This window comes from Pseudomonas sp. 43A, assembly GCF_013363935.1.
Lineage (GTDB): Bacteria > Pseudomonadota > Gammaproteobacteria > Pseudomonadales > Pseudomonadaceae > Aquipseudomonas > Aquipseudomonas crudilactis.
Map to the genome: position 1 here is coordinate 5,884,320 of NZ_CP054880.1, position 11,918 is coordinate 5,896,237.

11 protein-coding genes are annotated in these 11,918 nt (G+C 59.3%); 9 read left to right on the forward strand and 2 right to left on the reverse strand.

The window, feature by feature from the left end; all coding sequences use genetic code 11:
* Positions 1 to 86 precede the first annotated feature (86 nt).
* The 8 genes from HUW52_RS25940 to HUW52_RS25975 all read left to right on the forward strand — a co-directional run bounded on the left by HUW52_RS25940 (position 87) and on the right by HUW52_RS25975 (position 10,118).
* Positions 87 to 1,001 (forward strand): LysR family transcriptional regulator, encoded by a 915-nt coding sequence (locus HUW52_RS25940; RefSeq protein WP_007967749.1) that lies wholly within the window; start codon positions 87 to 89, stop codon positions 999 to 1,001.
* A 131-nt stretch (positions 1,002 to 1,132) separates the two neighbouring features.
* The gene (locus HUW52_RS25945) at positions 1,133 to 2,590 is read left to right on the forward strand and encodes a gamma-aminobutyraldehyde dehydrogenase (protein WP_175555735.1); all 1,458 of its coding nucleotides are present in this window, start codon (positions 1,133 to 1,135) and stop codon (positions 2,588 to 2,590) included.
* Between the two features lie 83 nt (positions 2,591 to 2,673).
* Positions 2,674 to 3,825, forward strand: coding sequence for a putative ABC transporter substrate-binding protein YdcS (ydcS, locus tag HUW52_RS25950; protein WP_175555245.1), 1,152 nt, complete (start codon positions 2,674 to 2,676; stop codon positions 3,823 to 3,825).
* A gap of 251 nt (positions 3,826 to 4,076) precedes the next feature.
* Positions 4,077 to 5,114: an ABC transporter ATP-binding protein gene (locus tag HUW52_RS25955; RefSeq protein WP_175555246.1), complete on the forward strand. Its 1,038-nt coding sequence runs from the start codon at positions 4,077 to 4,079 to the stop codon at positions 5,112 to 5,114.
* Positions 5,115 to 5,130: 16 nt separating this feature from the next.
* Positions 5,131 to 6,051, forward strand: coding sequence for an ABC transporter permease (locus tag HUW52_RS25960; RefSeq protein WP_007908947.1), 921 nt, complete (start codon positions 5,131 to 5,133; stop codon positions 6,049 to 6,051).
* Entirely contained in the window at positions 6,041 to 6,865 is an 825-nt protein-coding gene (locus HUW52_RS25965) for an ABC transporter permease (RefSeq protein ID WP_175555247.1), read from the forward strand. Before HUW52_RS25960 ends, HUW52_RS25965 begins: the two co-directional genes overlap by 11 nt.
* Positions 6,866 to 7,032: 167 nt before the next feature.
* A complete protein-coding gene (locus tag HUW52_RS25970) occupies positions 7,033 to 8,457 on the forward strand; it encodes a gamma-aminobutyraldehyde dehydrogenase (protein ID WP_175555248.1) in 1,425 nt (474 codons plus the stop codon).
* A gap of 176 nt (positions 8,458 to 8,633) precedes the next feature.
* A complete protein-coding gene (locus HUW52_RS25975) occupies positions 8,634 to 10,118 on the forward strand; it encodes an APC family permease (RefSeq protein WP_175555249.1) in 1,485 nt (494 codons plus the stop codon).
* Positions 10,119 to 10,193: 75 nt separating this feature from the next.
* On the opposite strand, the gene HUW52_RS25980 is transcribed toward HUW52_RS25975, so the two are convergent.
* Positions 10,194 to 10,595 (reverse strand): type II toxin-antitoxin system VapC family toxin, encoded by a 402-nt coding sequence (locus HUW52_RS25980; RefSeq protein WP_016986390.1) that lies wholly within the window; start codon positions 10,593 to 10,595, stop codon positions 10,194 to 10,196.
* On the reverse strand, positions 10,595 to 10,840 hold the full coding sequence (locus HUW52_RS25985) for an AbrB/MazE/SpoVT family DNA-binding domain-containing protein (protein WP_016986389.1): 246 nt from the start codon (positions 10,838 to 10,840) through the stop codon (positions 10,595 to 10,597). Before HUW52_RS25985 ends, HUW52_RS25980 begins: the two co-directional genes overlap by 1 nt.
* 419 nt (positions 10,841 to 11,259) lie before the next feature.
* Between HUW52_RS25985 and HUW52_RS25990 the strand changes: the two genes are divergently transcribed.
* Positions 11,260 to 11,772, forward strand: a complete 513-nt coding sequence (locus HUW52_RS25990; RefSeq protein WP_175555250.1) for a Bro-N domain-containing protein — start codon at positions 11,260 to 11,262, stop codon at positions 11,770 to 11,772.
* Positions 11,773 to 11,918 lie beyond the last annotated feature (146 nt).

An 11,918-nucleotide genomic window follows, 5' to 3' on the forward strand; every position in this document is an offset into this window, starting at 1 on the left:
TGTTGCTCAGTACGCCCAAGCCGTTCGTGAAAATAGATATACACTCAGGCCAATCTATAAAAACCGCCCACTGGGTAGCCCTTCCCATGATGACCCTGCGTCAGATCCGTCATTTCATCGCCGTGGCCGAGACCGGCTCGATCTCCGCCGCCGCGCAAACCGCGTTTATTTCCCAATCAACCCTGACCCTGGCGATCCAGCAACTGGAAGAAGAAATCGGCGTCAGCCTGTTCAGCCGCCATGCCAAGGGCATGACGCTGACACACCAAGGTCATCAATTCCTACGCCAGGCGCACCTGATTCTGGCGACTGTGGATAACGCCAAACGCAGCCTGCAACAGAGCACCGACCAAGTCGCCGGGCAGTTGATCGTTGGCGTGACGAGTCTGGTTGCCGGTTATTACCTGGCGGATCTGCTGACGCGTTTTCAGCGCGCCTACCCCAATGTCGAAATCCGCGTGATGGAAGACGAGCGCCCTTACATCGAGCATTTGCTGGTCAGCGGCGAGATCGATGTCGGCGTATTGATCCTCTCGAACCTCGAAGACCGCCACGCGTTGCAGACTGAAGTACTGACCCATTCACCGCACCGTTTGTGGCTGCCGGCCCAACATCCCCTGCTGGAACACGACAGCATCAACCTCGCTGACGTCGCTCGCGAGCCGCTGATTCAGCTCAACGTCGATGAAATGGATCGCAATGCCCAACGCCTGTGGCGGGGCGCTGGTCTGCAACCGAAGATCACCCTCAGAACCGCCTCGACCGAAGCGGTGCGAAGTCTGGTCGCCGCCGGTTTGGGCGTGTCGATTCAGCCGGACATGACTTATCGCCCGTGGTCACTGGAGGGCGACATCATCGAAGCGCGGCCAATTGCCGACCTCAACCAGACCCTCGACGTCGGTCTGGCCTGGCGCCGTGGCACCGCGCGCCCTGCTCTCGTCGACCCATTCCTGACCGTGGCCCGCGAGCAACCCCACGGCGGACGCAAGCCATCTATTTAATCGAACGCAGCCTTCAGTATTTAGAATTTGTCGACCTCGGAGCCGCGCACTAGTCTTGCTGCATCTATAAGACGGCCGGCTCCCGATATCAGGGAGCACCAATGGCCACACAAGAAAAGAGATCGCGGAAAATGGCTGGCGTGCAGACCCCGATGTGTACCGCGTTGTTGATCGATGGCGAACTGGTCGCCGGGGAAGGTTTTGTCGAGCCGATTCTCAACCCCGCCACCGGTGAAATCCTCACGCACATTGCCGAGGCCAGCACCGAGCAGGTCGAAGCCGCGATCCTCGCCGCCCACCGCGCCTTCGCCGAATGGTCGCGCACCACGCCGCAACAACGTTCCAGCCTGCTGCTGGACATCGCCAACGCCGTCGAAAAACACGCCGACCACCTCGCCCGCCTCGAATCGCTGAACTGCGGCAAGCCTTTGCACCTGGCGCGTCAGGACGATCTGACCGCGACCGTCGACGTATTCCGTTTCTTCGCTGGCGCCGTGCGCTGCCAGACCGGTCAACTCAGCGGCGAATACCTGCCGGGCTACACCAGCATGGTCCGGCGCGATCCGATTGGCGTGGTCGCCTCGATTGCGCCGTGGAATTACCCGATCATGATGGCCGCGTGGAAAATCGCTCCGGCCCTCGCCGCCGGCAACACGCTGGTGTTCAAACCGTCCGAACACACGCCGCTGTCGATCCTCGCACTGGCGCCAGCGCTGGCCGAAATCCTCCCGCGCGGGGTGATCAACATCATCTGCGGTGGCGGCGAAGGCGTCGGCAGCCATTTGGTCGGCCACGCCAAGGTGCGCATGGTCTCGCTGACCGGCGATATCGTCACCGGGCAGAAAATCCTCCAGGCCGCCGCGAAAACCCTGAAACGCACGCACCTCGAACTCGGCGGCAAAGCCCCGGTGATCGTCTGCAACGACGCCGACATCCAGGCCGTGGTCGATGGCGTGCGCACTTACGGTTACTACAACGCCGGGCAGGACTGCACCGCTGCCTGTCGGATCTACGCGCAGGCCGGGATTCACGACAAATTGGTCGCCGAACTCGGCGCCGCCGTCAGCAGCCTGCGCTTCGCCGGCAAACGTGATGCAGACAATGAGATTGGCCCGCTGATCAGCACCCGTCAACGTGACCGCGTCGCCAGTTTCGTCGAACGCGCCCTCGGTCAGCCGCACATTGAACGCGTGAACGGTGCAGCGGTGCATTCCGGCGCCGGTTTCTACTATCAACCGACGCTGCTCGCCGGTTGCAAACAGAGCGACGAAATCGTCCAGCGCGAAGTGTTCGGCCCGGTGGTCACGGTGACCCGTTTCGACGAACTCGCGCAGGCTGTCGACTGGGCCAACGACTCCGAATATGGCCTCGCCTCGTCGGTGTGGACGCAGAATCTGGACAAGGCTATGCAGGTTGCCGCGCGCTTGCAGTACGGCTGCACGTGGATCAACAGCCACTTCATGCTGGTCAGCGAAATGCCCCATGGCGGGCTGAAACGCTCGGGTTACGGCAAAGACCTATCCAGTGATTCGCTTCAGGACTACAGCGTGGTGCGGCACATCATGGCCCGCCACGGCCAGCATCTCTGACTACGCTAATAACAAGCCGCCAACGGCATGCTTCACCGCGTTCACAACTGCCCCGACCATAATTTAAAGAAGAGGGTTCAACCATGTTCGTGCACAAGACCGCATTGCTCAGTGCAATCACCACGGCCCTGCTGGCCAGTGCCAGCCTGCAAGCGGCCGAGCCGCTGAAGACTGTCGGTACTGGCGAAGGTCAGCTGGATATCGTTGCGTGGCCGGGTTACATCGAACGTGGCGAGAGCGACAAGGCCTACGACTGGGTGAGCGGTTTCGAGCAAGAAACCGGCTGCAAGGTCAATGTGAAGACCGCCGCCACCTCGGACGAAATGGTCAGCCTGATGGCCAAGGGCGGTTACGACCTGGTCACCGCGTCGGGCGATGCGTCGCTGCGGTTGATCGTCGGCAAGCGTGTGCAACCGATCAACACCGCGTTGATCCCGAACTGGAACACCCTCGACCCGCGCCTCAAAGACGCGCCGTGGTACGTGGTCAACCAGCAGACTTACGGCACCCCGTACCAGTGGGGCCCGAACGTGCTGATGTACAACACCAACGTGTTCAAGACCGCGCCGACCAGCTGGAACGTGGTGTTCGCCGCGCAGGATTTGCCCGATGGCAAGCCGAACAAGGGCCGCGTGCAGGCCTATGACGGGCCGATCTACATCGCCGATGCGGCGTTGTATCTGAAATCGACCAAGCCTGAACTGGGCATCAAGGATCCGTACCAACTCACCGAAGATCAGTACAAAGCCGTGCTCGACCTGTTGCGCGCGCAGCAGCCGTTGATCCACCGCTACTGGCACGACACCACGGTGCAGATGAGCGACTTCAAAAACGAAGGCGTGGTGGCGTCGAGCGCCTGGCCGTATCAGGTCAACGGTTTGATGAACGAGAAGCAACCGATTGCTTCGACCATTCCGAAAGAAGGCGCTACGGGTTGGGCTGATACCACCATGTTGCACGCCGAGGCCAAGCACCCGAACTGCGCGTACAAGTGGATGGACTGGTCGCTGAAACCGAAAGTCCAGGGCGATGTGGCGGCGTGGTTTGGTTCGTTGCCGGCCGTTCCTGCGGCGTGCAAGGAAAGCGAACTGCTGGGTGCTGAAGGCTGCAAAACCGACGGTTTCGACCAGTTCGACAAGATCGCCTTCTGGAAAACCCCGCAGGCTGAAGGTGGCAAATTTGTGCCGTATAGCCGCTGGACGCAGGACTACATCGCGATCATGGGCGGCCGCTAAGCCCGGGAGCGACTCGGTCGAGCTCCCTTTCCCCCTCGCTCCCTTGGGGGAGAGGGCTGGGGTGAGGGGGTAGCTTTTGACCTTGCCTTTGACTTCAGAGCAACGGCCAATAAAGCCACCCTCACCCCCCGCCCTCTCCCGGAGGGAGAGGGAGCTAAAAGCAGATCGCATTCACCGTTAGATGTTTCAGATTTTTCAGAAGTCCAGGCAGGGCCGCTGCGACGGCCTTCGCCTTTTTGGAGCACCGCACCATGACGCTTGCAGTCCAGTTCACCAACGTTTCCCGGCAGTTCGGCGACGTGAAGGCCGTTGACCGGGTTTCCATCGATATCGAGGACGGCGAGTTCTTTTCCATGCTCGGCCCTTCCGGCTCGGGCAAAACCACCTGCCTGCGCCTGATCGCCGGGTTCGAACAACCGAGCACCGGCTCGATCCGCATCCACGGTGCTGAAGCGGCCGGTTTGCCGCCGTATCAACGCGACGTCAACACGGTGTTTCAGGATTACGCGCTGTTCCCGCACATGAACGTCCTCGACAACGTCGCCTACGGCTTGAAGGTCAAAGGCGTCGGCAAAACCGAGCGCCATAAACGCGCCGAAGAAGCCTTGGACATGGTCGCCCTCGGCGGTTACGGCGCACGAAAACCGGCGCAGTTGTCCGGTGGTCAGCGCCAGCGTGTCGCCCTCGCCCGCGCCTTGGTCAATCGCCCGCGCGTGCTGTTGCTCGACGAGCCTTTGGGCGCCCTCGATCTGAAACTTCGCGAACAGATGCAAAGCGAATTGAAGAAGCTGCAACGCCAACTCGGCATCACCTTCATCTTCGTCACCCACGATCAAACCGAAGCGCTGTCGATGTCCGATCGCGTCGCCGTATTCAACAAGGGCCGCATCGAACAGGTCGACACGCCGCGCAATCTGTACATGAAACCGACCACTACATTCGTGGCTGAATTCGTCGGCACCTCGAACGTCATTCGCGGCGATCTGGCCCGTGAAATCAGCGGCCATCCGCAGCCGTTTTCGATCCGCCCTGAACACGTGCGTTTCGCCGAAGGTCCGCTGGCCAGCCACGAAATCGAAGTCAGCGGTCTGCTCCACGACATCCAGTATCAAGGCAGCGCCACGCGCTATGAATTGAAACTGGAAAACGGCCAGACCTTGAGCATCAGCCACGCCAACAGTCAGTGGATCGACAGCAGCGCACAGCATCAGACCGGCCAGCGCCTGAGTGCACGTTGGGCGCGGGAAGCGATGATCCCGTTGCACGACACCGTGACGAGCGGGGTGTGACATGAGCACGCTCGCGATGACTGCATCGCCGCCGTTGCGCCGGTTTTCCAACCTGCTCTACCGCAAGCCGAACCTGTATCTGTCGATGCTGCTGGTGCCGCCGCTGCTGTGGTTTGGCGCGATCTATCTCGGCTCGTTGCTGGTGCTGTTGTGGCAGGGTTTCTACACCTTCGACGACTTCACCATGGCGGTCACTCCGGACCTGACCCTGGCGAATTTTGCCGCACTGTTTCAGCCGTCGAACTTCGACATCATCCTGCGCACGTTGAGCATGGCCATCGTCGTGTCGATCGCCAGCGCCATCGTCGCGTTCCCGATCGCCTATTACATGGCGCGCTACACCACGGGCAAAACCAAGGCGTTTTTCTACATCGCGGTGATGATGCCGATGTGGGCCAGTTACATCGTCAAGGCGTATGCGTGGACGTTGCTGCTGGCCAAGGGCGGCGTGGCGCAGTGGTTCGTGCAGCACCTTGGATTGGAGCCGGTGTTGCAGTTCATTCTGGGGATTCCCGGGGTGGGCGGCAGCACCTTGTCGACCTCGCATCTGGGGCGGTTCATGGTGTTTGTCTATATCTGGCTGCCGTTCATGATTCTGCCGATTCAGGCGTCGCTGGAACGTCTGCCGCCGTCGCTGTTGCAGGCCTCTGCCGACTTGGGCGCGAAGCCGCGTCAGACCTTTATGCAGGTGATTTTGCCGCTGTCGATTCCGGGCATTGCCGCCGGTTCGATCTTCACGTTTTCGCTGACCTTGGGCGACTTCATCGTGCCGCAACTGGTCGGGCCGCCGGGCTACTTCGTCGGCAGCATGGTCTACGCGCAGCAAGGTGCGATCGGCAATATGCCGATGGCGGCGGCGTTCACGCTGGTGCCGATTGTGTTGATCGCGGTTTACCTGTCCATCGTCAAACGACTGGGGGCTTTCGATGCGCTCTGACTCTTCATCACAAGGGCATGCCTCTCTAGGCCTGAAAATCGCTGCCTGGGGCGGGTTGGTGTTTCTGCACTTCCCGATCCTGATCATCTTTCTTTACGCCTTCAACACCGAGGAAGCTGCGTTCAGTTTTCCGCCGAAGGGCTTCACATTGCACTGGTTCAGCGTGGCGTTTTCCCGGCCGGATGTACTGGAATCGATCAAGCTTTCATTGCAGATCGCAGCCATCGCTACGCTGATTGCGATGGTGCTCGGCACGCTCGCATCGGCAGCGTTATACCGCCGGGAATTCTTCGGCAAACAGGGCATTTCACTGATGCTGATTTTGCCGATTGCGTTGCCGGGGATCATCACCGGGATCGCGCTGCTGGCGACGTTCAAAACGCTGGGCATCGAGCCGGGGATGTTCACCATCATCGTTGGGCACGCGACCTTCTGCGTGGTGATCGTCTACAACAATGTTATCGCCCGCCTGCGCCGCACTTCACACAGTTTGATCGAGGCCTCGATGGATCTCGGAGCCGATGGCTGGCAGACCTTTCGCTACATCATTCTGCCCAACCTCGGCTCGGCGTTGCTGGCCGGCGGCATGTTGGCGTTTGCGCTGTCGTTCGACGAGATCATCGTCACCACGTTTACCGCCGGGCATGAACGCACGTTGCCGTTGTGGCTGCTCAATCAACTGAGCCGACCACGGGATGTGCCAGTGACCAATGTCGTCGCGATGCTGGTGATGATGGTGACCATGCTGCCGATTCTCGGCGCGTATTACCTGACGCGCGGTGGCGAAAGCGTTGCCGGCAGCGGCGGCAAATAAATATTCAACCGATATCCACTTTCCCCTGTGGGAGCGAGCTTGCTCGCGAAGAGGCCATGACATTCAACATTGATGTCGACTGACACACCGCCTTCGCGAGCAAGCTCGCTCCCACAGGGTTTCGGTTTCTTCAGAAAAATAACAATTGCTGCAAAGAGGACAAAACCATGCAAACCAAACTCCTGATCAACGGCCAACTGGTCAACGGTGAAGGCCCGGCGCAACCAGTGCTCAATCCCTCGCTCGGCGAAGTCCTGGTAGAAATCAACGAAGCCAGCGAAGCCCAGGTCGATGCCGCCGTGCGCGCTGCCGACAACGCCTTCGCCGACTGGTCGCAAACCGCGCCAAAAGACCGCTCGCTGTTGCTGTTCAAACTCGCCGACGCCATCGAAGCCCACGGCGAAGAGCTGGCCAAACTCGAATCCGATAACTGCGGCAAACCCTACACCGCCGCGCTCAACGACGAGATTCCGGCGATCGCCGACGTGTTCCGTTTCTTCGCCGGCGCCAGCCGTTGCATGAGCGGTTCGGCCGCTGGCGAATACCTGCCCGGCCATACTTCAATGATCCGTCGCGACCCGGTCGGTGTGATCGCCTCCATCGCGCCGTGGAACTACCCGCTGATGATGGTCGCCTGGAAAATCGCCCCGGCGCTGGCGGCCGGTAATACCGTGGTGCTCAAGCCGTCGGAACAAACCCCGCTGACCGCGTTGCGTCTGGCCGAACTGGCGTCGGAAATCTTCCCGGCCGGTGTACTCAATCTGGTGTTTGGCCGCGGTCCTACCGTTGGCAGCCCATTGGTTACTCACCCGAAAGTGCGCATGGTTTCGCTGACCGGCTCCATCGCCACAGGCGCCAACATCATTTCCAGCACTGCCGACAGCGTCAAACGCATGCACATGGAACTGGGCGGCAAGGCGCCGGTGATCATCTTCGACGACGCCGATATCGATGCGGCGGTGGAAGGCATTCGTACCTTTGGTTTCTACAACGCCGGGCAGGACTGCACCGCCGCGTGCCGGATCTACGCGCAGCAGGGCGTCTACGACAAGTTCGTCGAGAAGCTTGGCGCGGCGGTCAGCAGCATCAAGTACGGCTTGCAGGATGATCCATCGACTGAACTCGGGCCGCTGATCACCGCGCAACATCGCGACCGTGTGGCCGGGTTTGTCGAGCGTGCCGTGGCGCAGTCGCACATTCGTTTGATCACTGGTGGCAAGGCTGTTGACGGTAACGGCTTCTTCTTTGAACCGACCGTACTGGCCGATGCCCAGCAGGACGACGAGATCGTGCGTCGCGAAGTGTTTGGGCCGGTGGTTTCAGTGACAAAGTTCACTGATGAAGCACAGGCACTGGAATGGGCCAACGATTCGGACTACGGCCTGGCGTCCTCCGTGTGGACAGCGGATGTAGGACGCGCGCATCGCATGTCGGCGCGTTTGCAGTACGGCTGCACATGGGTGAATACGCACTTCATGCTTGTCAGCGAAATGCCCCATGGCGGTCAGAAATTGTCCGGTTACGGCAAGGACATGTCCATGTATGGGCTGGAGGACTACACCACGGTTCGGCATGTGATGTTCAAGCACTAAGCCTTTACAAGCTTCGCGAGCCTGCTCGCGAAGGCGTCACCCCGGTTTCAGGAAGGAAACCGGCATTACGCACCACCAGGATCCCAAAACAATAACTACCGACCCGGGCGGCGCCTGCATGGCCCCGCCACGGCCTCGGCCATCCGAAATCTGCCGATTTCACGGAGCAAACACACATGAGTTCCTCACCCGATCTCGCCGCAGCCGTCGCCGACAGCGATGCCGAACAACTGCGCAAACTGGGCTACACCTCGAACTTCAACCGCAGCATGAGCCTGTGGGAAAACTTCGCTTTGGGCTTCACTTATCTGTCACCGGTCGTAGGGGTTTATACCCTCTTCGGCCTGTGCCTCGCCGCGGGCGGCCCACCGATGTTCTGGGCCTACTTGCTGGTCGGGTGCGGCCAGTTGCTGGTGTGCCTGATCTTCGGCGAAGTGGTTTCACAGTTCCCGATTTCCGGCGGCGTTTACCCGTGGGCACGCCGATTGGTCGGTAAAAAATGGGCATGGATGGTCGGCTGGATCTACTCCATCGCCCTCTGCGTAACCATTGCTGCAGTTGCCGTCGGCGCTGGCCCGTACCTGGCCGCGATGCTCGGTTTTGAACCGAGCAACAACACCAACATCGTCATCGCCCTGGTGCTGACCCTGTTCGCCACACTGGTCAACCTCAGCGGCACCAAAGTGCTGGCGCGCATCGCCATGTTCGGTTTTCTCTGCGAACTGGTGGGCGCGGTGATCGTCGGCGTGTACCTGCTGGTATTCGAACGCCATCAACCGCTCAGCGTGCTGTTCAACACCTTCGACATCAGCATCGACGGCTCGTACCTGCCGGCCTTCCTCACCGCATCGCTGGCGGGGATGTTCCTCTACTACGGCTTCGAGGCCTGCGGCGACGTCGCTGAAGAAACCCCGAACCCGAGCGCAAAAATCCCGGTGGCCATGCGCATGACCATCTACATCGGCGGCATCGCAGCAATGTTCGCCTGCCTGGCGCTGATCCTCGCTGTGCCGGACATGCAAGCGGTGATCAACGGCACCGACAAAGACCCGGTCACCACCATCCTCAACAACGCCTTCGGCCCGGTCGGTTCGAAAGTGGTGATGGGCGTGGTGATGATTTCCTTCATCTCCTGCGTCATCAGCCTGCAAGCAGCGGCGAGCCGTCTGCTGTACTCCTACGCTCGCGATGAAATGGTCATCGGCAGCCGACTGCTGAAAAAGATTTCTCCTACCACCCAAGTACCGGTTGCCGCACTGTTCGTGTCCGGCGTCCTGCCCGCGCTGATCATCGCCCTCGGCTTCTTCCTGCAAGACGCCGTCGCCACCATCGTCAGCTTCGCCGCCATCGGCATCTACCTCGCATTCCAGATGATCGTGCTGGCCGCGCTGTACGCCCGCAGCAAAGGCTGGAAACCGAGCGGCAAATTCACCCTCGGCGCCTGGGGCTGGCCGGTGAACATCGGCGCGCTGGTGTATGGCGTTGGCGCCATCATCAACATGGCCTGGCCACGTACGCCGGATGCGGCGTGGTACGTGAACTATGCGATGGTGTTGAGCACGGCCATCGTGATTGGCTTGGGCTTGGTTTATATGTGGATTGGCAAGCCGTATGACCATGGCAAGGCGCCGGCTGGGGATGCGTGGAAGGTGAGTCGCTAAAGCAGAATCGCCCCGGTAGGTTCATTGTAACCGGGGCGATTTGCGAGACCGCACGTCGTGTAGCAATCCATAAGCTCAGGACGGCGTTATCAATTCGACTGAAGGGAAATAAGTGCGGTAACGCTTGGAGTCTCTCGTCAACAAGGGTAATTTTTTTACGGCCGCATGTGCTCCGATGAAAAAATCCGCCAGAACATTATGCTTTCCACCGCCAACCTTCCGATACTTCACGAAGGCCTTACCAGCTAAAAACAGTGCGGGTCTAGGAATCTCCTGCATGACCAATCCCAGTTGACTCACTACTCCGTCCAATGCCTCAAACGTCGAAAATGTCTGTGATAGCTCTGCATAAACTATCGGGTTGATGGCTAACTCATGGATCAGTGATTGAGCACGAAGTTGCTGAATCGACCAATCGGCCCAGACCGGATCGTCTTCGAGCACATCAATCAACACATTCGTATCGACCAGCACCATCAATCATCCCCTCGGAGCAAGGCCATCAAATCATCGGTTCGCCATTTGATATCGGCTTTGCCCCTTACGGCATCAAATCGATCAGGAGTTCGCGCTTTTCCCGATTCGCGCTTAGCACTATGCAGAACCACTTCGCCATGATCGTTGACGCTGAACTCAATGGCCGAGCCCGGCGTAAGATGCAAAGCATCACGAATTGGCTTGGGGATTGTGACTTGCCCCTTGCTGGTCATGGTCGTCGACATGTCATACCCCTAAAGTATTACTCAATGGAACAACGTATTACTTGATCGAGATATCTGCAACCTCCGCTTATCGCAGGATTATTTTTACCGGATTGCAGGCCTCGACCTCTTAGCCCTGATGGCACTCATGCGGTTCATTCCGTGGACCCAAATAGATAAAGGAAAAACTACAGCTTGGGCGGTCGGTTGCTGCCGACACTACAAAATCAGGCATTTCCTACAGATACCGCCTTCAGAAACAAGCTCGCTTTCCTACAGTAGGTGTCGATAGAGCCGACTTGGCGTCGTAGGTTGCTAGCCGATAGGCTTTCTCTCGGCAGCGAAATCAGCGGCCCGGTGTCGGAGCCGGAGTAAATATCAAAACGGCGTGACCGCACTCATTTGAGTGGCGGCTCTATTCTCAATATTGGAGTCGAAAAATGCCTAACCACGTACAAATTCCTTCTGAAACCTCCGCTTTCTTCACCCCCACCATCTTCACCCGCCACAACCGCTTCCTCCACACCTTCATGCAAGACCACGAAGCCTGGTTCTGCGTGCAAGATCTCGGTCGCCTGATGGGCTATCCGCTAAACGAGCGCCTCACCATAAAACTCGATCCCGACCAGCGTCGCCATGTCCTTCTGCGTCGGGACGGCGAAATCATCGATTGCGCGATGGTCAGCGAGTCCGGCCTGTTCGCCCTGCTCGTCCATCACTTCGTCCCGGAAAACCGTCACCTGCGCCAGTGGTTGAGCCATGAAGTCATCCCGATGCTGCGTGAAACCCATTCAAGTCCAGTGGAAAACCACCCAAGTCTGCGTTCGATGCACTGGGCAGGCGTCACCGTGCCACTGCTGCACTGGCAGCAGCAGGCGTGGGTCAAATGGCGGGATGTACCAGAGTTGATGCACGGCCAGCGGCCGTATCCGGTTCAGGGGACTTGTCGCTAAACCCCAGTGAACAAAAAACCTGTGGCGAGGAAGCTAGCTCCCTCGCCACAGGTTTAGCGTGTCACCTCTAGCGAGTTGAATTCAGATGAGTAGAACTGTTCTCAAATTTCCTCAGATTGAGGAAGTGATTCCCTGTGATGAAAGCT

Bases quoted from the DNA above. Each gene is read 5' to 3' on its own strand.
- HUW52_RS25940 (WP_007967749.1), top strand. From the start codon at position 87: ATGATGACCCTGCGTCAGATCCGTCATTTCATCGCCGTGGCCGAGACC.
- HUW52_RS25945 (WP_175555735.1), top strand. From the start codon at position 1,133: ATGGCTGGCGTGCAGACCCCGATGTGTACCGCGTTGTTGATCGATGGC.
- ydcS (WP_175555245.1), top strand. From the start codon at position 2,674: ATGTTCGTGCACAAGACCGCATTGCTCAGTGCAATCACCACGGCCCTG.
- HUW52_RS25955 (WP_175555246.1), top strand. From the start codon at position 4,077: ATGACGCTTGCAGTCCAGTTCACCAACGTTTCCCGGCAGTTCGGCGAC.
- HUW52_RS25960 (WP_007908947.1), top strand. From the start codon at position 5,131: ATGACTGCATCGCCGCCGTTGCGCCGGTTTTCCAACCTGCTCTACCGC.
- HUW52_RS25965 (WP_175555247.1), top strand. From the start codon at position 6,041: ATGCGCTCTGACTCTTCATCACAAGGGCATGCCTCTCTAGGCCTGAAA.
- HUW52_RS25970 (WP_175555248.1), top strand. From the start codon at position 7,033: ATGCAAACCAAACTCCTGATCAACGGCCAACTGGTCAACGGTGAAGGC.
- HUW52_RS25975 (WP_175555249.1), top strand. From the start codon at position 8,634: ATGAGTTCCTCACCCGATCTCGCCGCAGCCGTCGCCGACAGCGATGCC.
- HUW52_RS25980 (WP_016986390.1), bottom strand. From the start codon at position 10,595: ATGGTGCTGGTCGATACGAATGTGTTGATTGATGTGCTCGAAGACGAT.
- HUW52_RS25985 (WP_016986389.1), bottom strand. From the start codon at position 10,840: ATGTCGACGACCATGACCAGCAAGGGGCAAGTCACAATCCCCAAGCCA.
- HUW52_RS25990 (WP_175555250.1), top strand. From the start codon at position 11,260: ATGCCTAACCACGTACAAATTCCTTCTGAAACCTCCGCTTTCTTCACC.